General features: G+C 56.9%; 21 protein-coding genes. 10 read left to right on the forward strand and 11 right to left on the reverse strand.

Translation table 11 applies throughout. From position 1 onward, the window contains the following. Window positions 1-32: 32 nt before the first annotated feature. From WCO56_14090 to WCO56_14115, 6 genes are all read right to left on the reverse strand, one after another. A complete protein-coding gene (locus WCO56_14090) occupies window positions 33-2,363 on the reverse strand; it encodes a bifunctional serine/threonine-protein kinase/formylglycine-generating enzyme family protein (protein ID MEI7730699.1) in 2,331 nt (776 codons plus the stop codon). Window positions 2,364-2,483: 120 nt separating this feature from the next. Then, complete coding sequence (locus WCO56_14095; GenBank protein ID MEI7730700.1) at window positions 2,484-3,464, reverse strand: hypothetical protein; 981 nt, start codon at window positions 3,462-3,464, stop codon at window positions 2,484-2,486. 18 nt (window positions 3,465-3,482) lie between these two features. Further along, complete coding sequence (locus tag WCO56_14100) at window positions 3,483-4,010, reverse strand: STAS domain-containing protein (GenBank protein MEI7730701.1); 528 nt, start codon at window positions 4,008-4,010, stop codon at window positions 3,483-3,485. A gap of 62 nt (window positions 4,011-4,072) precedes the next feature. Beyond that, window positions 4,073-5,215, reverse strand: a complete 1,143-nt coding sequence (gene holA, locus WCO56_14105; GenBank protein ID MEI7730702.1) for a DNA polymerase III subunit delta — start codon at window positions 5,213-5,215, stop codon at window positions 4,073-4,075. Between the two features lie 26 nt (window positions 5,216-5,241). Further along, window positions 5,242-5,706 (reverse strand): bifunctional nuclease domain-containing protein, encoded by a 465-nt coding sequence (locus WCO56_14110; protein MEI7730703.1) that lies wholly within the window; start codon window positions 5,704-5,706, stop codon window positions 5,242-5,244. Window positions 5,707-5,889: 183 nt separating this feature from the next. Then, window positions 5,890-7,011, reverse strand: coding sequence for an ATP-dependent 6-phosphofructokinase (locus WCO56_14115; protein MEI7730704.1), 1,122 nt, complete (start codon window positions 7,009-7,011; stop codon window positions 5,890-5,892). Window positions 7,012-7,330: 319 nt separating this feature from the next. On the opposite strand from WCO56_14115, the gene WCO56_14120 reads away from it, so the two are divergent. The 5 genes from WCO56_14120 (at window position 7,331) to WCO56_14140 (ending at window position 13,370) form a co-directional block, all read left to right on the forward strand. Beyond that, window positions 7,331-8,161 (forward strand): sigma-70 family RNA polymerase sigma factor, encoded by an 831-nt coding sequence (locus WCO56_14120; protein MEI7730705.1) that lies wholly within the window; start codon window positions 7,331-7,333, stop codon window positions 8,159-8,161. 15 nt (window positions 8,162-8,176) lie between these two features. Continuing rightward, window positions 8,177-8,707: an adenine phosphoribosyltransferase gene (locus WCO56_14125; protein ID MEI7730706.1), complete on the forward strand. Its 531-nt coding sequence runs from the start codon at window positions 8,177-8,179 to the stop codon at window positions 8,705-8,707. A 129-nt stretch (window positions 8,708-8,836) separates the two neighbouring features. After that, the gene (gene dnaB, locus WCO56_14130) at window positions 8,837-10,306 is read left to right on the forward strand and encodes a replicative DNA helicase (protein MEI7730707.1); all 1,470 of its coding nucleotides are present in this window, start codon (window positions 8,837-8,839) and stop codon (window positions 10,304-10,306) included. 2 nt (window positions 10,307-10,308) lie between these two features. Continuing rightward, on the forward strand, window positions 10,309-12,732 hold the full coding sequence (bamA, locus tag WCO56_14135; GenBank protein MEI7730708.1) for an outer membrane protein assembly factor BamA: 2,424 nt from the start codon (window positions 10,309-10,311) through the stop codon (window positions 12,730-12,732). Window positions 12,733-12,755: 23 nt separating this feature from the next. Next, complete coding sequence (locus WCO56_14140; protein ID MEI7730709.1) at window positions 12,756-13,370, forward strand: OmpH family outer membrane protein; 615 nt, start codon at window positions 12,756-12,758, stop codon at window positions 13,368-13,370. A 175-nt stretch (window positions 13,371-13,545) separates the two neighbouring features. Here the strand turns inward: WCO56_14140 and WCO56_14145 are convergent, their stop codons facing one another. From WCO56_14145 to WCO56_14160, 4 genes are read right to left on the reverse strand one after another with little or no spacing between them, the layout of a single operon-like run. Beyond that, on the reverse strand, window positions 13,546-14,640 hold the full coding sequence (locus WCO56_14145) for a HAMP domain-containing sensor histidine kinase (GenBank protein ID MEI7730710.1): 1,095 nt from the start codon (window positions 14,638-14,640) through the stop codon (window positions 13,546-13,548). Beyond that, window positions 14,637-15,311 carry a response regulator transcription factor gene (locus tag WCO56_14150; GenBank protein MEI7730711.1) on the reverse strand — a complete coding sequence of 225 codons (675 nt, stop codon included), beginning with the start codon at window positions 15,309-15,311 and terminating at the stop codon, window positions 14,637-14,639. Before WCO56_14150 ends, WCO56_14145 begins: the two co-directional genes overlap by 4 nt. Before the next feature lie 58 nt (window positions 15,312-15,369). Further along, window positions 15,370-15,993, reverse strand: coding sequence for a hypothetical protein (locus WCO56_14155; protein ID MEI7730712.1), 624 nt, complete (start codon window positions 15,991-15,993; stop codon window positions 15,370-15,372). 52 nt (window positions 15,994-16,045) lie between these two features. Then, window positions 16,046-16,405 carry a PepSY domain-containing protein gene (locus WCO56_14160; GenBank protein MEI7730713.1) on the reverse strand — a complete coding sequence of 120 codons (360 nt, stop codon included), beginning with the start codon at window positions 16,403-16,405 and terminating at the stop codon, window positions 16,046-16,048. A 145-nt stretch (window positions 16,406-16,550) separates the two neighbouring features. On the opposite strand from WCO56_14160, the gene WCO56_14165 reads away from it, so the two are divergent. Beyond that, window positions 16,551-17,501, forward strand: a complete 951-nt coding sequence (locus tag WCO56_14165) for an ROK family protein (GenBank protein MEI7730714.1) — start codon at window positions 16,551-16,553, stop codon at window positions 17,499-17,501. A 7-nt stretch (window positions 17,502-17,508) separates the two neighbouring features. Beyond that, complete coding sequence (locus WCO56_14170) at window positions 17,509-18,693, forward strand: transposase (GenBank protein ID MEI7730715.1); 1,185 nt, start codon at window positions 17,509-17,511, stop codon at window positions 18,691-18,693. A gap of 3 nt (window positions 18,694-18,696) precedes the next feature. Here the strand turns inward: WCO56_14170 and WCO56_14175 are convergent, their stop codons facing one another. Beyond that, window positions 18,697-19,215 carry a transposase gene (locus WCO56_14175; GenBank protein MEI7730716.1) on the reverse strand — a complete coding sequence of 173 codons (519 nt, stop codon included), beginning with the start codon at window positions 19,213-19,215 and terminating at the stop codon, window positions 18,697-18,699. A gap of 254 nt (window positions 19,216-19,469) precedes the next feature. Between WCO56_14175 and trpD the strand changes: the two genes are divergently transcribed. From trpD to WCO56_14190, 3 genes are read left to right on the forward strand one after another with little or no spacing between them, the layout of a single operon-like run. Beyond that, window positions 19,470-20,540: an anthranilate phosphoribosyltransferase gene (gene trpD / locus WCO56_14180; GenBank protein ID MEI7730717.1), complete on the forward strand. Its 1,071-nt coding sequence runs from the start codon at window positions 19,470-19,472 to the stop codon at window positions 20,538-20,540. Next, window positions 20,537-21,034 carry a CD225/dispanin family protein gene (locus WCO56_14185; GenBank protein MEI7730718.1) on the forward strand — a complete coding sequence of 166 codons (498 nt, stop codon included), beginning with the start codon at window positions 20,537-20,539 and terminating at the stop codon, window positions 21,032-21,034. Before trpD ends, WCO56_14185 begins: the two co-directional genes overlap by 4 nt. After that, entirely contained in the window at window positions 21,035-21,436 is a 402-nt protein-coding gene (locus WCO56_14190) for a DUF2752 domain-containing protein (protein ID MEI7730719.1), read from the forward strand. Window positions 21,437-21,515 lie beyond the last annotated feature (79 nt).

Here is a 21,515-nt window from a genome sequence, read left to right on the forward strand (position 1 = left end):
TTTATTCAAAAACCTGCAAAAAATCCGCATTGTTAAGTCCGACAGGCTGCTAGGACCTTTGATAACAGTGGTAATTTAACTACCGCCGTGGTGGTTGGCGCGGAATTCTGCGGGACAGTCGCTTTGATAAGCGGGCTGGCGGTAGTGGCCGTTGCCTGCGCTTGCTCCAGCCGTTGTCCAGGTAATTGCTTTCCCAAATACCACCCGCCCAACGCCAGCAGCGTCAATAACGCAGCTATTCCAGCCCAAATGAGCGCAGGGCTCCCGACCCGCGTGGCTTTATTAGCTTCAGGCACGCCAGCCGCTTGCTGCACTTCCGAAACTTCTCCCGCGCCCCCCGGCGGGTCGGAGATCCGCGCTCCATTGGAATCCGGCGGCGTTTCTTGGGGGACTTCCGCCAGCTTGACCTCCTCCCCGGTCGCCCGCTGACGCTCCGCTTCGGCCCGGAGTTTTTCCTCCGCCAAAGCGTTTAACCGGGCTTCCTCCTCGGCCTGCTCCGCCGCCGCTGCTTCCCGCGCTTTCTGGTCCGCCAAGGCCTTGAGACGTTGCTCTTCTGTGAGTCGTGCCGCTGCCTCGTCTTTGGCCTTTTGTTCGGCCAACGCTTGTTGCGCTTGCGCCGCCTCACGTTGCCGCTTTTCCTCCTCTGCTTCCGCCTGCGCCTTGGCAGGTTCATCCACCAAAGTTTCCGCCAGCACTACCCGGAAACCAAACATGGAAACTCTACCTGTCGGTGAAGAGTAGTTGCGATGCGAGGATAACATATCCTTGGGGGCACCATTATTCCAAGATGCCCCGCGCTGCACCCGGTGTTTCTTGGGCGGGTCGTACAAATCCTCGCACCATTCCCACACATTGCCGCCCAGATCGTAAAGCCCGAATTGGTTGGGGGAACAGCGCCCCACGGATACCGTGCCGCGTGTCCCGTCCCCCAAGTACTGTCCCGCCCCCGGTGGCGCCGGCCACTCCTGCCCCCACGGGTAAACCCCCGCGATCTGGCCATCCTTTTCCTTGGGTGTATTTCCCGTTTCTGCTGGTAACCCCACCGCCACGCTCCATTCGGCATCTGTGGGCAGACGGTAATACTGGTTGACTCGCAAGTTCCCCACCGTTTGTTCTTGCCGGGTCAGCCATTTGCAGAACGCCTGGGCATCCTCCCAATTCACCATCACGGCGGGGTGGGTTGGGCTCTGTGTAATCGGCGGAACTAGGTCGAGCCAAGGGTGTTGGGTGGCCGCGACAAATGCGCGGTAATCCTGGACCCGCGTTGGCCAAATACAAAACCGCACAGTGGTCCCCGACACCGGCACAAACGGCATGCCCAAACTGTTGCGCCACGCTAGCGCGGAACTGCCCTTGGGCTTTGGCAGGAACTTTTGAAGTAGTTGCTGCAGTAGTCCAAGTTTGGGAGATTCTTGCACAACCGGCGGAGTTACCCCCGGCACGGGCGAGACGCCCGAGCCACTGTTTACTTCTGCCTTTTGCCTTTTGCCTTCTGCATTTTCCAACTGTTCCCAAACTGCTTTGGCGCTGGGCGGACGTTTCTCCGGTGCTTTATCGAGGCAGGCCAGCAGCACAGCGCACACATCCGCCGGGACGGGATTCTCCAGGCCCAAGGCTTGCAGGCGCTCCGCCAAGGGTGGCACCGGCATTTCCAGCATCACCGCCAGCATCGCCGCCGGATGGGCCGTATAGGGCGGCTCACTGGTCAGCAATTCATACAACGTTGCCCCCAGCGAATAGACATCATCCGTCACCGCCGGGCGCTCGCCCTGCAGTTGCTGCAAGCTCATGTATGCCGGCGTCCCACTGCTGGCAGATTGCACCGATACCCGGTTGACCGACTGATGCACCACCGCCGCTATCCCAAAATCCGCCAGTTTCAGCCGCTCCTTGCCATCCAACATCAAGTTCCCCGGCTTCAGGTCTCGGTGGATCACGCCTTCCAAGTGCGCATAGTGCAGCGCCTCGCACAATTGCTGTACCCAAGGCCGAAGCGTGGCCCAGCGGAGCACCCGGTTGGGTTGGTCACAGCGCAGTTCCGCCAGATTCCGCCCCGCCACATATTCCATCGCCACAAAGGGCAGTTCCCCCGGAAACGCGTGGAATTCATAGATCCCAACGATATGGGGATGGTGCAGTTTGCGGGCCTTGGCAGTTTCCCGCTTCAGGGCGTCAATGGCAGTCGCATCCGTCCGCAACAAGGGAGAGATGAACTTAAGGGCCACCGATTCGTGCAAGGTCTCATCCTGCGCCAGCCAGACCTGCCCCATGCCGCCCTGCCCGAGCAATCGCTCCAGCACAAAGCGCCCCGCTCCGACCGTTTGGCCGGAAACAAAGCCTGCATTGCCAAGGGGACTTGCCATGTACGGGGAGAGTAAGGGAAATGGGCGGGCATGGGAAAGCGAAAAAAACGGAGCGAATGAAACGTTTGGGCCGGAAACTGCCAAACCGTCATTCCGAAATCCGAAATCCGAAATCCGAAATCAAGTCCCTCTCCACCCGCGTTCGCGCTGCGCCTCCAGCACGGCTTTGCGTGCCAGCGCCACATTCTCCTCCACCTGCCAGTCGAACATGCCGGCCAGCACAAAATCCGCGCCGTTATTGAACGCGTGCGGAAAGGCCACCGCCGGCGGAATCGCGCCCGCCGCCATCACTTTAAATGCGATCCAGGGCTTTTTGACATCCGCAAAGAACTCGATGACCTCCTGTGGATTATTGCACCAGCAATTATCATAGTTGCCTAGCCCCCATTTGCCGGTCTCAGCGGCACTGCGCGGAGCGGTGGGGTATTTGTTCCCGTGCAGGGTCTTGACGTAAAAATCCGCCGGCACGCCGGCTTGCTCGCAGCGTTTGATGACTTCCAGGCCATGCGCGCCGACGCCTGCAATGCCGCCCTGGCGTTGCACCAGTTCGACCGATTTGGCGATCACATCCACCCGGTCCTCCTCCACCATTTGCTCGGCGACATGTCCCTGCATGTGTACGCCGCAGGCCCCCATATCCATCGCCTTCTTGAAATACACGAGGTCAAAATTCTCCCCCAGCTTGGCCTGGGCAATCCACTTCATTTTCCCGCCGCGCTTCCAGTGCTTTTCCAAAAAGACATTTTCATCCCAGACCGGAGTATTCACGCAGTTGATGCCGAGCGATTCCGCGAGCGCCAGGGTTTCCAAAATTTTCGCCTCGGTATTGTAACGGCGCATGAGTTGGGAAACGTACCGTAAGTCCCGCGCGTGCGCGTAGCCGGCCAGCAAGTTTCCGCCCAGCATCAATCGGCTGAGTTCCACCTTGCCGATTTTCCCCATGGGGAGTGATTCCTGTTGGGGAGGCTGCGGCGGCAGAGCGTCGCCGACTGGAGCAGAGGCGGCCTGCGCCGGGGTGGCATTGGCGCAAAGCGCCATCGTTGCGGCCGAGGCAAACGCCGTGCCTTTGACAAAATCCCGCCGGTTGACACGTGTTGGCATGATGAATTGGCTGTGGGGCTACGATTCGCCTTGGTTGTTCTTCAGGTCATCTTCGAGCATGGACACCACGTCCTTGAATTTGGGGACATTGTCGGGGTTGACGGCCATGAGAGTTTGATGCGCCTTCAGCGAGGCGCGAATCAGCTCCGTTTTGTCCGGCACGCCCTGACCGCACTGGATTTCCTCAAATTTTCCCTGCTGCCAGTCGCCCGTGTCCGCGAGGGGAAACCGTTCCGCGATACCCAGGTTGTCCAACAGTGTGCGGATACGATCCGTCGGATGGTATAAGAGGATGGCGGCGGGCGGGTTCGAGGCGGGCTGCTCGGCGAGGCGCTCATTAAACGCCGCCAAGGTGCCCAGAAAGGTGCTATCCATGGTCAGGCATTGGTCCAGATCCAGAATGAAACGGCGGCTGCCCTGCTCAGCGCAATCTTCCAGCAGATGTTGAAAATCCACACTGATGGCGCAGGTAGCCCGTCCCGCAATGCGGATACAGACGCCTTGCTCCGTCACACTCACACCCAATCTGCCTGACGACTCTTTCATAATCAACAACCCCTTAATATTCGCCCCGGTAATGGATTTGGTCAAGAACGGGAATGAAGATTTCAGCGGACGCGTCCCGGCGGCTGCCCGGCAATTGCCATCACCGTTTGTTGCAGCACAATGGCTTCATCCGCCCCCGAGGTGACCAGTTTGATATTGCACTGGAGCAGCAGGTTCATTGCGCGCACCAGTTCATCCGAGGTGTAGTTTTGGGATTGCTGTGCGGCGCGAAACAGCACGTACGGGTTGGTGGCCAGGGGGCTGAACTCCTTTTGCGCGGCGAATTTTTCCGCCGGCAACCGTTCCAGTTGGGCCTTAAACGGACCGTAACTACTGGTGGGCGACAACAGTTTCTCGCGCATCGCTTCCTTCATGAACAGCATCGCCCGCACCTTGGAAATCAGCCCATACAACATCCCGACTTCGCTTTTCTTTTTATCAAACTGCATGGCCCACAATTCCTCGTCGAGGGTGCGCAGCAGTTTCGGCAGGTTGCGGTCGCCCAAGGCGTCGCCCAAGGCAAAGGCGCGCGCCTGCTTGTTCTGGCTGACGACGGCCAACACATCACGCAACCCAATCTGTTTGCGGTCACCCACGTATAGGGAAAGCTTCTCCGCCTCGCTGGTGAGTTGGCGCAGGTTGGGCCCGACGCGGGTCACCAGTTCCGCCAGTGCTTCCTCGGCAATTTCCTTGTTCCGGGTCTGGATTTCCTTGAAGACATGTCGCTCGGCCTGGTCGGCCCAGTCCTTGGTTTCCAAGCTGAGCCCGGCAAACACTTCCACCGTCCCGTTTTTCTCGATGGTTTTATAAAAACTCTTGCGCTTATCCACCTTCGCGGCGCTGATCAGCAGGCGCACGTTGTCCCATTTGAACACCTTCAAGTCTTCGCCCAAGGCGGACAGGTTTTCGGTGATGGTAGCCGAACCGGCCGTACGGTCATCGCCCAGAAAGGTGCAATCCTTGAACCAGACCACTTTGCCGCCGCCAAAAAACGGCAAGGTATTCAGCGCTTCGCGCAGCCGGCGCAGGCAACGCACCGCCTCATCCACCGTATTGGCGCCGGCCTCCACGATTTCGTGGTCCATGCCCCCCAGTTCCTGGCACCATTGGTCAAAGAGCGCCCGGGCACGCTGGCGCACATTGTAATCGTCATCCCCGTGGATCAGGGCCAGGGGATTGCTGGTTTTGGTGGAAGCGACGGCCATGGTTGAAGCAGGGCTAAAGCAACGGTTTATTCCGGCTCGTTGCCCGGCTCATCGGAGGGATGATTCAGTTTCTGCAACACCTCGGACATGTCTTCCACCTGGCTGAAGAGCGCGGCGGTGACAAAGATGGGGCGTTTCTGGGCGGCGGCGAGCGCCAGGCAATCAGAAGGGCGCGCGTCCAATTCCACGATTTTTCGGCCCAGTTCATTCTGCTGTTGCAGGATCAGCCGGGCGAAATACGTGCTGCTTTGCAGCTTGGTGATGACCACGCGTTCCACCGAGATGCCGAAGCCCTTGAACATGTTCAGCATCAGATCGTGCGTGAGCGGGCGTTCCTTGGTGGTATCGCGCATGAACATGCCGATGACCGCGCCCATGTTCAACTCGACCTGGATGATAAACACCTTCTGGTCATTGCCGATGAAGATCGCGCAGCCACTGTTGGATGGCACGATTCCGCGTATCTCGACCGCTATGACTTCGTTATTCATGCGGGGCAATTTAGCCTCCTGCCAGGAAAAATACAAGAATATGATGATGGCCTCCTAAAAGCAGATGAATAAGCCGTTCCATTTCACCCTGCCATGGGTGACTTCCCATTGACCACGCCGCCTCTCCATGCAGGTGGAGTAGCATAGCAGCCGATGGAAGAAGATTGGATTTAGGAGGCTTCTTCAATCACCCAGGCACGTGCCAACCGCACGCGCACTTTCAATCCACGGATGATGCAGCGGCACATCCTTGCGCGTGCCTGCCACATCCTTGATGGCCACGGGGTACACGCCATCGCCGCGCGCGGCAATCATGACGCCAAAAACGCCTTGCTGGATAAACTCCACGCAGGCTGTGCCCAGCCGCGTCGCCAAAAGCCGATCCACGGCGGATGGAGTTCCGCCCCGCTGAACGTACCCAAGAATGGTCACGCGGGATTCCAGGCCCGTCAGCGCTTCAAGCTGGCCGGAAAGCCGCAAGGTGTTCCCCGTATGTTGCCGATCCAAGGCGGCCAATTCCGCCTTGGCTTTCAAGAGTTCCGCCTGGGAACCGGCGCGTGCCTTGCGTTGCTTGGCCTGCTTGAAGCGGTTGGCATCCTCGCGGGCCAGCGCCCCCTCAGCCACCGCCACAATGGAGAAATTGGTTCCCTTTTCGCTGCGGCGGCGAATCGCCTTCGCGATTTTTTCCACGTCATAAGGAAGCTCGGGAATCAGGATAACGTCCGCCCCCCCCGCAATCCCGGCTCCCAAGGTCAACCAGCCGGCTCGATGTCCCATGACTTCCGCAACAATAATGCGGTGATGGCTGTGCGCCGTGCTGTGGAGCCGGTCAATCGCTTCGGTCGCGATCCCCAAGGCGGTGTCGAAACCAAAACTGGTGTCGGTCAAGGCAACGTCGTTATCAATGGTCTTGGGCAGGGTGACGACGTTTAGCCCTTTTTCGACCAGCCGAAGGGCATTTTTTTGCGTGCCACCGCCGCCGATGCACACGAGCGCATCCAGGCGGCTTTTCTTGAAGTTCCTGATGATGACATCCCGCAGATCGCACACTTTGCCATCCACTTCATGACGATGCGGCTTGATGCGGCTCGTCCCCAGAATGGTGCCGCCCACGGTCAAAATACCCGCGAGCGCGGTTTTATCCAGCCGCAGAGTGTGATTATTGATCAAACCCAGGAAACCATCGCAAATACCAATGACTTCAATGCCGTGTCCCAACGCCGCTTTCCCAACACCGCGCACGGCGGCATTGAGGCCGGGACAATCGCCGCCAGCGGTCAGAATTCCGATTCGCTTTATTTTCATAGGCACCTTTTTCCGGGTGAATTGAACATGGGGGAACAGGATAATAGCAACGGTCCCGATTGCCAATCTCATTATTATCAATTCACCAATTGCATTCTCTATTTGCTTGCACAATCCCGACCACCAATTACTCTTCGTATGAAGTATGGGCGCGCGCATAAAAAAGGCAAAACCGACTGGCAACGTCGAAGACGGGGCTATGGTCGTTTCGCCAGCCAGGAACGCCACCCTGGCCTCCGATTCCGGGCAAAATCCCCATCCACCATCCGCTGCCACCGCACCGCGTGAAAGTACGGATTTTATTCCAGAGAAAGAAGCCATGCATTACGATGGCGATTCCGCCGTCAAACTCTACCTGCGCGAGATTGGACAGGTCAAATTATTGACCGCCCAAGAAGAAATTGACCTGGCGGCACGCATCAAACGCGGTGATAAAAAAGCGCGGGAAGCCATGATCAAGGCTAATCTGCGTTTGGTGGTTAAAATCGCCCATGACTACGAAAATCTGGGACTGCCGCTGCTGGACCTCATCAGTGAAGGGAATCTGGGGCTCATCAAAGCGGTCGAGCGGTTCGATCCCGCCAAGGGCGGCAAACTCTCCACGTATGGCGCCTGGTGGATCAAGCAAGCGATCAAACGGGCGTTGGCCAACCAATCCAAGACCATCCGCCTGCCCGTGCATTTGGTGGATAAAATTGGCCGCATGCGGCGGGTGGCAACCCGAATGCAGGAAGAGCTGAGCCGCGAACCCACCGATGAAGAGCTGGCCGGAGAAATGGGGGTTCCAACGCGCCGGGTGACCCAGTTGCGATCTGCCGGGATGCGGCCCACCTCGTTGGACGCGCCCATTAGCAATGACGATACCAATACCTATAGCGACGTAATCGCGGACGAACAAGCCGACGACCCGTCCGACCAATTGGAGGAACATGGCCTCAGCGACATGTTGCGCGAAATGGTCAAAACCCTGCCGCCACGGGAAGCTGAAATCCTTAGCTACCGGTTTGGCCTTGATGGCGGCCCGGAGCGAACACTGGAAGACGTCGGCGTCAAATTTGCCGTTACCCGCGAACGCATCCGGCAAATCCAAAACATCGCCCTGCGCAAATTGCGGAAAATGATAAATAAGCTGGATAATAAATCGGATTAACCTCAATCTCCACGCATGAGCAATATTACTGCTGTTGAAATTGCCCGACATATTCGCACGGTGCCAGACTTCCCCAAGCCTGGCATTCAGTTTAAGGACATTACACCGGTCCTGTCCGATGCGCGCCTGTTTGCCGCCAGCATTGAATTACTTACCGCCAATTTTGCACCGGGAAGCGTGGATGCCATCGTCGGGATTGACGCCCGTGGGTTTATCTTCGCCGCCGCCGCCGCCATGCGCCTGCAAGCCGGCTTTGTGCCGGTGCGCAAAAAAGGCAAGTTGCCCTATCAGACCATCGAGCAAAGCTACGATTTGGAATACGGCTCCAATACCATTGCCATTCATGTAGATGCGTTGAAACCCGGCGACAAAGTGCTGTTGATTGACGATCTGCTGGCCACCGGCGGTACCGCCGCCGCCGCCGTTCATCTGGTGCAAAAAATCGGTGCCGAAATCCTGCAAGTGGGATTCCTGATCGAACTCAGTTTCCTGAAAGGCCGTGAGAAGCTCCCCGGTCTGCCGATCCAATCACTGGTCATCTACTGAGCAAGCCAATGCGACTTGGTGAACAAGTCCGTGAACAGCCGGTTAGTTGATGGTGAATTCCCAGTGTAGAACTCCTGACACTTTTGTCTGTTGCACGGCGACCAATTCAGGTTTGCTTTCCCCTTATTCATGGACACAGAAATGACAGCAGTGAATGCCGGACCGGGTGACGATTCCAAGCGTCCACCCCGCAATCAAGGCAATGGCAGAAGAATGGGCGCTCCGTCCGCTGCGGTGGATCGCCTGCCGCCGCATTCCATTGAAGCGGAGCAAGGCGTGCTCGGTTGCATCATGCTGGCCCCCAACGAATGCATTGGTGATTGCATTACCAAATTCAAGAGCCAGACCAAGGTGTTTTACGATCTTCGCCACCAGGTTATCTACGAAATGCTGGTGGAGATGTATGATCAGAAGGAGGCGATTGACACCCTCACCCTGTTCCAGCGCCCCAAGGACAAGCAGCAGGTGGAAATGGTGGGTGGTCTGGCCTACCTGGCCTCCCTGCCCGAAAAAGTTCCTTCCGCCGCCAATCTCATGTATTATGCCGAGATTATCTGGGAGAAATCTCTGCTTCGCAAAATGCTCCGCACCTGTACGGATATCGTTGGGGAAATCTACGATTTTGAAGGGGAAGTGGACCGCTTGCTGGACACGGTGGAAACCCAGATTCTGCGGCTGAGCGAAGAACGGGTGGAGCAGGATTCCAACAGCATCAAGGACTTGGTGCATAAGGCCATTGATCAGATCGAACATTATCACCAAAACCAAGGCATCCTCGAAGGCATTCCGACCGGATTCAGCGATCTGGACAAAATGACCAGCGGATTGCGCGCCGGGGAAATGATCGTCATTGCCGCCCGCCCCAGCATGGGCAAGACCTCCCTGGCAATGAACATCGCGGAACATGTGGCGGTGGATCACAAACTGCCAGTCGGGGTATTCAGCTTGGAAATGACCGCCGCTTCCCTGGTCATGCGGCTCCTCTGTTCCCGGGCCCGAATCAATCTGCGGAAAATCCAGGGGGGGTTCATCAACGAGTTGGATTTTACCCGCCTGACGACTGCCGCCGGCCAGTTGTCCGGTTCCCCATTGATTATTGACGACACCTCGGGATTATCCATCTTGCAGTTGCGTGCCAAAGCCCGCCGGATGCACCAACAATACGGAATCAAGCTTTTAGTGATTGACTACTTGCAACTGCTCCATTCTACTGCGCAGCGTGCGAAGGACAACCGGCAACAGGAGATTGCCGATATTTCCAACGGCATCAAAGCCTTGGCCAAGGAATTGAAGATGCCGGTGATTGTTCTGAGCCAGTTAAATCGCGAATTGGAAAAGAATAAAGGGCGCAAGCCGCAACTGTCTGACTTGCGCGAATCAGGTGCTATTGAGCAAGATGCCGACTTGGTGGGATTGCTGTACGCTCCCAGTTCGGAAGATGAAGAGTCCGAGCAGCCGGCAGATGGCGATTGCCGGGCGGTGAACCTGTTGATAGCCAAGCAGCGCAACGGGCCGACCGGTGATGTGCATCTGACCTTTTTGCGTGGAATAACGCGGTTTGAAAACGCCTCCAAGGTCAGCGCGGAGGATATGCATTAAGAATGTTTAAATTATATCGAGTCATTTTGTCATTGGCCCTGCTAACCGCATGGGTGACGGGGATGAATTATGCCCACGCACAAATGGGGCCAAAGGTGCTCAAGATTGAAGTGCGAATCCTCGAACCCGCCAACACCAGCGAGTCCCTGATCCGCACGCATATTCGTATCAAGGAAAGCGACGAGTTCAACCAGATCAACGTGGATGACGATATTCGTAACCTGTATGGCATCGGGTTTTTCCAAAAAATTCAGGTCAACTACGACTATAAGCCGGAAGGCGTCATTCTCACCTATGTTATTGAGGGCAAACCGCGCGTGACGGAAGTCAAATTAACCGGGAATAAAAAATACTCCGACAGCAAGTTGTTGAAGAAAATAACGACCAAGGTGGGCGACCCGCTCGATCATCGCAAACTCTTCAATGACAAACAGGAATTACTGAAGCACTACGAAAAGTCGGGCTATCACCAAACCAAAATCGAGGTGAAGACGTATTCCGAGGAAGGCAGTGGCCGCGCCCGGGTCACCTTTGAAATCAATGAAAGTCCTAAAATACGAATCCAACAAGTGGAATTCGACGGCGCGCACGCTTTCAAGACCAGCAAATTGAAAAAAGAGGTCAAAACCAAACGCCGTTGGTTTTTCTCCTGGCTGACCGGCAGCGGTCGCCTGAAGGACGACGTCTTGGATGAGGATAAAGAGAAGTTGACCGAGTTTTATCAAAATGCCGGTTACATTGACTTTGATCTCAAGGAAGCCAAAGCCTACCCGACCGGGCCAAAGACCGTGGTGGTTAAGTTTACCTACGAGGAAGGCCGCCAATACAAGGTGGGCAGCATCACCTTTACGAACAATACGGTTTTTCCCACGACCGAACTCGCCTCTGTACTGAAAATGAAGGAAGGGAACATTTTTAACCCCAAGACCCTGAACGAGGACGTGGAGGCGCTGAAAGATAAATGCGGCACCAAGGGATATATTGAAGCCGTAGTGGTGCCCATCAAGCGTCCCAACGTGGAAAAGGGGACCATGGATATGATTTACCTCCTTGAGGAAGGTAAACAGTTTCGCATTGAAAAGGTGGAAATCCGCGGTAACAACAAGACCAAAGATAAAGTCATTCGCCGCGAACTCGCGGTGGTGCCGGGGGAAATCTTTGACATGGTTCGGGTGAAAACCAGCAAAAAGCGTTTGGAAGGTCTGAGTTACTTTGAAAAAGTGGATACCGCCCCCGAGCCTAGTGATAGCGGTGTGGAAGATCGCCGCAACCTGGTGGTTTCAGTGGATGAAAAAGCCACCGCTCACTTCACTTTGGGCGCAGGTTTCAGTTCCGTCACCAGCTTGGAAGGTTACGTGGAATTCACCCAAGGTAACTTTGATCTATTCAATCCGCCGCGCTTTACCGGTGGCGGCCAAAAGCTGCGTCTGCATGCCACCGTCGGCCTGTTGCGCCAGGATTATCAGGTTTCCTTTATCGAGCCCTGGTTCATGGAACGCAAACTGCAGTTGGGCATTGACCTGTATCATCGCGCGTTAAACTACGTGAGCCGCCAAGGCTATTACGACGAACGGCGCACGGGATTCAAGCTAAGCCTGCAACGCGCTTTGGGCAGTGACTATCTTATTGGCTCAGTCTATTATAACCTGGAACGCGTGGGTCTCGTCAATGTATCCGATCAAGCTCCGTCCATCATCAAGGACGAGGTTAAATATGGCGAGTATCGGGTCGTTTCAAAACTCGGCGGAACCTTGGCCTATGACACCCGTGATCACAACCTGAATCCCACCAAGGGACACCGGTCCGTCCTGCTCGGCGAATTCGCTGGTTTGGGTGGCGATACCAAATATTACCGGTTGGAATTGCGCCACGCGCAATACATCAAAGGCCTGTTTGAAGGGCATCTGTTGGAATTATCGGCCCAAGCAGGTGCCATCGCCCCATACGGCGACAGTCCCAAGGATCAAAAGGTGCCGTTATTTGATCGCTATTTCTTGGGTGGACTTTCCACGCTGCGCGGTTTTAATTTTCGCGATATTGGTCCGCATGAACCGCAACAGGGCGAACCCATTGGGGGACAGACATTCTGGTTTGGCTCGGCGGAATACTATATTCCCATTGTGGATCGTCTTAAATTTGCGTTGTTTTATGATATTGGCAACGCGTACGAGCAGCCATGGAGTCTTCATACCACTTCATCAAGCCGCCAGCAGGTTTTTTATAATACACAGGGTGGCCGACGGATTGCCTACCTGAGAAATTGGGGCGACCAGGCGGCATTTTACGACAACTGGGGCCTTGGGCTGCGCCTGGATTCCCCGCTGGGACCGTTGCGCTTTGATTTTGGTTTCCCAATTCATTCCGATCAATACACTGGAGGAAATATGAAATTCCAGTTCAGCGTGGGTTGGGTTCGCGACTTTTGATTTAACAAATAAATAATCGTACTATGAAAAACATGAAAACCCTGTGGGTCTCCCTGACATTACTGATCGGCTTGGCTGCAGCCAACGCGCAATCCCCAAAAATCGTGGGCATCGAGTTCCAAAAGCTGTTTAACGGCTATTGGAAAACCGCCCAAGCCACCAACAAACTGCAAATCCAGTTTAACGACATCGAACGGGAACGGACCGCTATCCGCCAACAATTCAAAAAGGCGGAAGATGAATACAAAACCTTGCAGGAAAGCGCCAACGATCAGGCCATCTCTGCCGAACAACGCGACAAGCGCAAAAAGCTGGCGGAGGAAAAGCTGGGCGAATTGCGCCAGATCGAAGCGGCGTTTCAACAGTTTAACCAGAACGCCGAAGTCAATTATCGCGAAACGCAGGACCGCATGGTGCGCAACATTGTCAAAGAATTGCGCGAGGCCGTGACCGCCAAAGCCAAAGGTGCCAATTATTCCCTGGTGGTCAACCTCTCCGTGGATGCCATTCTCTACAGCAGCATGGAAGACATCACCGATGTCCTGTTAAAGGACATCAATGCCAAGGCGCCACCGGGAGCATTTGAGATCAAACCGGCTGCTGAAACCAAGCCGGATGTCAAAGAAGAGAAAAAATAGCTGTCCGCTGCCGTTGGTAAGGTAATTTAAAAACCCGCCCTTTGGGCGGGTTTTTTTGCACCCGGTTCGCGCATCAGTTGTGAACGCGGGAGCTTGATCCCTCATGGACTTGCTAAACATCTACCGTTCGTAGTGGTAGCGTCAAAGGACAAGTAATTTCCGCCGACTTTGCCGGTCACCCTTGGCGGTTCCGCGGCAACCGCACCGTCACCACAGTTTGCGTTCCCGGTTCTGATTCAATCTGAATCGTTCCGCCATGCGCGTCCACGATCCAACGGGCGATGCTCAACCCCAGGCCGCAACCCTCCACTTGCTGGCTGTGACTGGCGTCCCCGCGGAAAAACGGCTCAAAAATGCGCGGCAGCACAGCGGCGGGAATGCCCGGCCCGGTATTGGCAATGCTCAACACCGCTGTGGCCTCATCTTGCCGCAAGTTAACCCACACCTTCCCGTCCGGTTGGTTATATTTCACGGCATTATCGCAGAGGTTCAGAAGCAACTGACGCAAACGATGGCGGTCCCCGGTGACGTTCAAGGAATCACAGTGGCCCAGCTCCACCTTGATCGCGTGCGGTGTGGCCAGACTCTGAGCATCACTGCACGCCTCCCGCACCAGGTCGTTCAAACTAATCGCCGCCTTCGCCAGTGACACCTGACCAGCGTCCGCCTTGGTAAGCAAGGTCAACCCGTCCACAATCTTCGTCAACCGCTGCACTTCATCCAACTGGCTTTCCAACCGCGTCCGGTCGGCGGCGGAAAGTTCCTTTTGCCCAAGCCAGGTTTCCAGTTCCGCATGGATCACTGTCAGGGGGGTCTTAAGTTCATGTGAGGCGTGCAGGGTGAATTCGCGAATGCGGTTGAACGAATCATCCAACCGTCCCGTCATGGCGTTGAAAACCTCGGTCAAACGATCCAATTCGTCACCGCTGCCGGTCGGCGGCAATCGTTCCCGCAAATTATGTTCGGTGAGGCGTTCCGCCGCGAGGGTAAGCGCGGTGACTGGTTCCAGCGCCTTGCGCATCAACCACCAGCCACCGCCCAAAGCCAGCGCCAGCGCTGGCACACCGCACCAAAGCAAAATTTCCACGAGATCACCCAGAGTATTCTCATCCGATTCGTCGCCTGCATTGGCTTTTTGCGTAACGGCGGGCCGTAACCCGTCACGCTGCGGTTCCAGCACATATTCGTTATAACTCAACAGCCCCATGGCGAGCAGGGCTACGAGGAGCACGACGGAAAACCATAATGTCAAACGGGTGCGAATTTTCATGGGATATCATGGACCCGGTAACCCAGCCCGCGCACGGTATGCAGTAATTTTGGCTCATGCCCGGCGTCAATTTTTTCCCGCAGCCGCATGATATTCACATCCACCAGGTTGCTGCCGGGATCAAAATCATAGTCCCAGACCTTTTCCAGAATTGCCATCCGGCTGCAGATTCGCCCGGCGGAGCGCATCAGGAATTCCAACAGACGATACTCCCTGGCGGTCAGTTCGATCTGCGCCATGCCGCGCCGCACCTCCCGTGTGACGGTGTTCAACGTCAAATCTGCGACCCGTAAAATGGCCGGTTTTGATTCTCCACCACGCCGCCCGAGTGCTCGCACCCGTGCCACCAGTTCGGCAATGACAAATGGCTTGGCCAGATAATCATCCGCCCCGGCATTCAAACCTGCCACCCGTTCATTCACTTCGCCGCGCGCGGATAGCATCAGGACCGGTATGCCCACGTGCTGCTCCCGCAGTTGTCGCAAAATGCTCAAGCCATCCCGCCCCGGCAGCATGATGTCCAAAACCAAAGCGTCAAAGGGCGTGGTCCGCGCCGCCAGCAGACCGGTTTCGCCGTCGTGACAGACATCCACGGCGAATTCTTCCGCCTGCAACGCCTTGCGGATGAAGGCAGCGGTTTTTTTATCATCTTCGATGACCAGCACGCGCATGGGACGAGATTAAAACCTTGCGGGGCGCAAGGCGAGCTTTCTTGTCTGCCTCCGCGATCTACTTGCTGCGGTCAGCATTGACCAGACGTTTGGCCATTTCGGACAGGTCTTTATAGGCTTCGGCAAAGGCGTCGGCATTCACCTTGTCCATGGCATCTTGGGCCACTGTTTCAATAAGGACCAACCGACTCACAATGAGCGGTAAATCGTCAAGGTTGGGATTTTCTGGATCGGAGATGCCGTCCTCGTTCAAGTCCTCGATCAAATCCTTCCGTTCATTAGCCGGCAAGCTTGCGTCATTGATGGCTTCATACCAATACTGTTCCGCTGCTGCATCGGTCCCAACAAACGCCAGCGCGGTCCGGGCCATTGGGTCTTTGATTGGTTCTTTGACCGGACGGGTCCCCTGCCCGGCTGAGGTTCCAGGCTTCGGCGCGGACTGGCTTGCCTTCGCAACCTTGGTTGGCATGATTGGGTTGTTAGCTGGAAGAGCGGAATCGGGCAATGGAACAACGTCTGCTGCCGACGCAGGCGCTGAAACCTGTGCTGCCGCTGGTTTAGGCGCCGCCGGGCGGATGGACGAAAACCCCTTATCCGCTTCGGCTTTTGGCCAGATCATGAACGTCCCCGCCACACCGCATATCACCGCCGTCACAACCGTCACTCGCACAAATGCATTCATAGGAATATCCTTGAGGGGAGATCAGTAAATTTCGATCCAAAAACGCGTACCTTTATTTTTTCTCCTTTTCGTCCTTTTCCTTCTCTTTGGCTTGCGCTTCCGGTGTTTCCTTTTCCACGGAAACCACTTCGCCAGTCATGGCATCCACCAATACTTCGGTGATGTCCTTTGTGCCAGGGGTGGCAATATCAAACGACCAGACGAGCTTTCCCTTTTCCTTTTCGATTTCGCTTTCCTTGATCGTCCCGCCGGGTGCTTTGCCCAAGGCAATCTTTTCGGCATCGGCCCTGGTAACTTTTGCCTGGGCGGTCAGTTCAGCCTGACTTTGCTTGGCAGTGGCACACGCACTCAAGAAACAGGCGCATACTCCCGCACATAACACGGAAACAATAATAATGTTTTTTATTTTCATATTTTTTTCCGGGTACTGCCCGGTCACGAATAGTCCAGCCGATCACCATGACAGGCTGATGACAGCACCATGACAATCATGTCATGTAATTTCAGCCATTCAATTTCAGTTCGACATAAAGACGCCGACACGGCAGCATAACTCCATGCAACAGCGTTTTCTGGGCATTGAAATTGGCGGGACGAAACTGCAAATCGTGGTAGGCGATTCGCAGGCGGCCATCCTGGCGCGGCATCGTTATCAGGTGGCGTTGGCCAAAGGCGGCAACGGCATCCGTGCCCAAATCCGCAAGGCCCTGCCGGGGTTGTTGAAAGCGCATTCGCCGCTCGCCATCGGCGTGGGATTCGGCGGACCGGTGGATTGGCGGAGCGGGCGGATTTGCTGTTCGCATCAGGTGGCCGGTTGGGCGGAGTTTGAATTGGGAGCGTGGTTGCAGTCACTGGCAAAGGTGCCGGTGCGGGTGGAGAACGACTCGAACCTGGCGACGCTGGGCGAGGCCACCCTCGGCAGTGGCAAGAGCTTTAACCCGGTGTTTTACACCAATGCCGGCAGCGGCGTGGGAGGCGGATTGGTCGTCAGCGGGCAGATTTACCACGGGGCCACGCCAGGTGAGGCGGAACTCGGGCATGTGCGGTTAAACAAGCGCGGAACGATTGTGGAACAGCGCTGTTCGGGTTGGGCGGTGGACCGGCGCATCCGGGAGTTGAAAACGCGCCGGGTGAAGAGTTCGCTTTGTGATTGGATCGGCGAACAACCGGGCGGCGAGGCTCGCCATTTGGCGCGTGCCTTGGACAGCGGGGATAAGGCGGCCCAAAAGATCCTTCGCGCCACCGCCGATGACTGGGCCTTTGCCCTCTCGCACGTGGTGCATCTCATTCACCCGCAGGTGATCATTCTGGGCGGCGGGTTGTCCCTCATTGGCGAACCGTTGCGCGCAGCAGTGGCGCTGGCGTTGCCGCGTTATGTGATGGCCGCGTTTCAGCCGCCACCCCCCATCAAACTGGCCGGCTTGGGCGAAGATTCCGTACCCGTGGGCGCATTGGTGCTGGCCGCCACCACCGAATTGTGTTGCCAAGGACGCAATAACACGTTGTAAAAGAACTGTGCCACGACAACCGCGCATTCAATTCCCAGGCGCCCTGTATCACCTCGTGAACCGGGGCGACCGCGACGAAGCGATCGTCCATACGGACGAGGATCGCCAACGTTTCCTGGAGACCCTTGGCGAGGCGTGTGCCAAGACCGGCTGGATTGTCCACGCCTTCTGCCTGTTACCGGATGAATTCCAATTGGTGGTGGAAACTCCACAGCCCAACCTGGTGGATGGGATGAAATGGTTTCTCGGCACTTACACCATCCAATTCAATCGCCGGCACCGGATCAAAGGTCATCTATTTAGCGGGCGCTATCGCTCGCTGGTGATTGATGCGGTGGGGGATTACCTGCGCCGGGTATGCGATTACGTTCACCTGGCCCCGGTGCGTGCCGGACTGGTAATGGAGCGGGAACCGTTATGCACGTTCGCCTGGAGCAGCCTGGCCCAATGCCTGCAATCCCCCGAACAACGCGTGCCCTGGTTCCCGGCGGCCAGACTTTTCCAGCAGGCTGGTTTGAGCGACGATGCCGCCGGGCGCGCTGCCTTTGAAAAAACCATCGAGCAACGCCGGGAAACCTTCCGCGCGGAGGAATGGAACCACATCCGGCGCGGCTGGTGTTTTGGCAGCGCGGAGTTCCGGTATCATTTATTAAAGCTCGCGCAAAATCCCGAGGCCGGTTTCACTGTGCCACGCAAGGAAGCCGGTCCCGTCAAGGCGGAGGAAATGCTGGCCCAACAACTTGCCGCGCTGGGATGGACAGAACAAGACTTGAAGACACGGGCCAAGGGGGACCCGGTGAAGATTAGTTTGGCCAGACGGTTGCGCGAGGAAACCACGGTGAGCCTAAAATGGGTGGCCAACCGGTTGCGGCTGGGCACCTGGACGTACCTGGCTAATAATCTGTACGCCGAGATAGACCTTAAGCCGAAACCGCCGCCCCGCAAACGCGGACGCAAACCCAAGCCGAAGCCTTCCCCAGAATCCCCGGTTACACCGAAACCCAAAAGGGCCTTGGCTTCACCACCGGCTGTCATCCCTGAACCGACCGAGTCTTCCCCGTTCGGAGTTCCGGACCCATCAGGTTCCGACCCCGCCCCCAAAGTGGAAATACCAACTCCCGCGCCTGCTCCAGAACCCGCACCCGAGGCTACCAATACCGGCCCGGAAGAATTGCCGGTGTACTGTTTATAACGGTCATTCGTCCGCCGAAATACTATCGGACATGATGGCCAACCGAATGCGGCGTTCGGCTTCCATGTCCCAGTCAGGACGCAGCGGGGCAGCCCAGAAAGTCAACCGGCCCTCCAAATAACTACGCGCCCCGGTCGCTTCAGCCGGAAGTCGGGCAGTCCAGATATTGGCTAATAGCGAGTGCAAAATCTGCTTTAACAAGACGTGGTTTTGACGACGGAACATCCGTAGCGTCCGGGCATCCGGGGTTGCGCCAGCACAGAGATAATCAAGTGCTTTGCGTTGACGAATGGCTTCCTCAACGTTTTGGGAGCCGTAAATGCCCATGGCATGAGCGCAAGCAAGCAAACTCAGGAGCATCTGGGGCCGATACGAGCCGGAAGCGGTGACAAAATTAGGCAGAGATTCAGCCAGCAGCGTCCGCTCCACTGCTTTCAGTACCTTGCGCACCAAGTCAGAGTCACCCAGCAAAGCAGTCACGTCCTCGGGCAATAAACCCGAGGACCGATCATTTGTATTCATATTCAGCATTGTCAGCCTTTCCGCTTTCAAGCCAACCATTTCATTCGTTATCATCGGGGGTAAGCTAAACCCAGTATGCTACAAACATGTGACAGCTAGGTTAATGTCTGGTGTTATCGGCAAGAGCTAACCCAACGCATTTCCTCGCATTGCGCACCGCGTCACCGCCGGGTTGAAGAGAATGGCCGGCCTTATCCCGATTTTCTTTTATTCCAAGATTGGCTTCCGCCCGGTTTCACAATTATATTCGCCGGGTGTTGATTGAATTGACCAATACCTTGATTGCCGGCAACAAGTTATCGGATGGCGAAGTCGCGCTCGCCGTCCAGGGCTTGACGGATGAACGGCTTTCCGCCGAGGTGAAGGCCGGCTTCCTCACGGCGCTGGCCAATAAGGGCGAGTCACCTGCGGAACTCGCAGCGTTTGCCGGCGCGCTGCGCGAGTTGTCCATTTTCATCCCGTTGGATGCGGCGACACGGCAACGGGACATTCTGGATGTCTGCGGAACTGGGGGTGACCGGTTGCACACGTTCAACATTTCCAGCACGGTGGCGATTATCGCGGCGGCGGCGGGCATCACGGTTGCCAAACACGGTAACCGCGCCATCACGTCTCAATCCGGCAGCGCGGACGTGTTGGAGGCGTTGAATATTCGCGTGGACCTTTCCCCGGACGAGGCGGCGCAGGCGTTGCGGGAGCATCACTTTGCGTTCTTGTTTGCACCTCGGTATCACCCGGCCTTCAAGCATATCGCCCCGGCGCGGAAGCTGTGCGCGGAACGCGGCCAGCGCACCATCTTCAATTTCCTGGGGCCGCTGTTGAATCCGGCGCGGCCCACCTGCCAGTTGATCGGCGTGCCTGCGCCGACGCTCTGCGAACATCTGGCGCGCACCTTGCAGACGCTCGGCATCCGGCGCGGCATGGTCGTCTCCGGCAAGGTGCCGCTGCCCGATGGCACGGTGGCGGGGTTGGATGAACTCTCCACCCTGGGCGAAAGCACGGTGGCCGAGTTTTATCAGGAACGCGCCTTGGCGGTTTCGTCGTTTGATCCAGCCTGCCTGCCGTTGCAACCGGCCACGCTGAATGATCTGGCGGGTGGCGATAAACACACCAACGCCGCCATCATGCGGCGCATCCTGCGCGGGGAGGAGCGCGGACCCAAGCGGGAGGCGGTGTTGCTAAACGCTGGCGCGGCGTTATTCGTCGCGGGCCGCGTCAAGAGCATCGCGGCTGGCTGGGAGTTTGCCGCCAGTTTGATTGACGACGGTGCGGCGGCCCGGAAGCTTCACGATTTGCAGAACGCCTTCCCGGTCGCCACTCCATGAACGCGCTCTACACGATCCGCGGCGCGGATGGCCAACCGTACGGCCCCGTTCCCGCCAGCCTGTTGCGCGAGTGGATCGCCGAGGGCCGCGCCAATGAAAACACGCTGGCGCAAACTTCGGCCTCCTCCGCATGGCAACCGCTCAACGCGTTTTCCGACTTCAACGATCTCTTCAACACCCCCCCGCCGTTGGCCGCCGAGCCGCCCCCGCTGGTTGCCCCACCCCCGGTCCCCGCCGCACGCCAACCCGTTCCCAATTACTTGGTGCCCGCAATTGTCACCACCTTTTGCTGTTGCACGCCAGTGGGATTGGCCGCCCTCATTTTCGCCACGCTGTCGAACAGCCGGGCCGGAGCGGGTGATTATGAAGGTGCATTGAAAGCCGCGTACTGGGCTCGAATTCTGGTCTGGACCGCCTTTTTCGCCTTCGCCTTGCAAATCCTGGCGTACTCGATGCTGTCGGCGATCTTGTTCCGCAGCCCGGCCCATTTCTAAATGAATGACACCCCGCCAGAGCCTGCGCCACGCCGCTGGCTGTACGCCCTGCTTGGCAGCGTGCTGCTGGTGGCGCTAGGCGGATTCTACTGGCTCGACCCGACCCAGCACGCGATTTTCCCACCCTGCTTGTTTCATAAGCTCACCGGCTGGAATTGCCCCGGCTGCGGTGGTCAGCGCGCCCTGCATCAACTATTACACGGCAACGTTGCCGCCGCCTTTTGGCTGAATCCCATGCTCTTCCTGCTGACGCCGCTCATGGCTTGGTGGGGGTGGAACCTGCTGCATCGCAAACGTTCAGATGCCATGGACTCTCCTATGCATCTGCGGCCCGCCTTCGGCTGGGGCCTGCTCGCCGCCGTCATTCTTTTCACGATCGCCCGCAATATCTGGCAAGGATAACGGTTGCCGGAACCATCACGTGCTGCAAACGTTGGCGGCAGTATAGCGCCTCGCAGCTTAGCTGGGGATTATGCTGGAC

The sequence above is a fragment of the Verrucomicrobiota bacterium genome, assembly GCA_037139415.1.
Classification (GTDB): Bacteria; Verrucomicrobiota; Verrucomicrobiia; order Limisphaerales; family Fontisphaeraceae; genus JBAXGN01.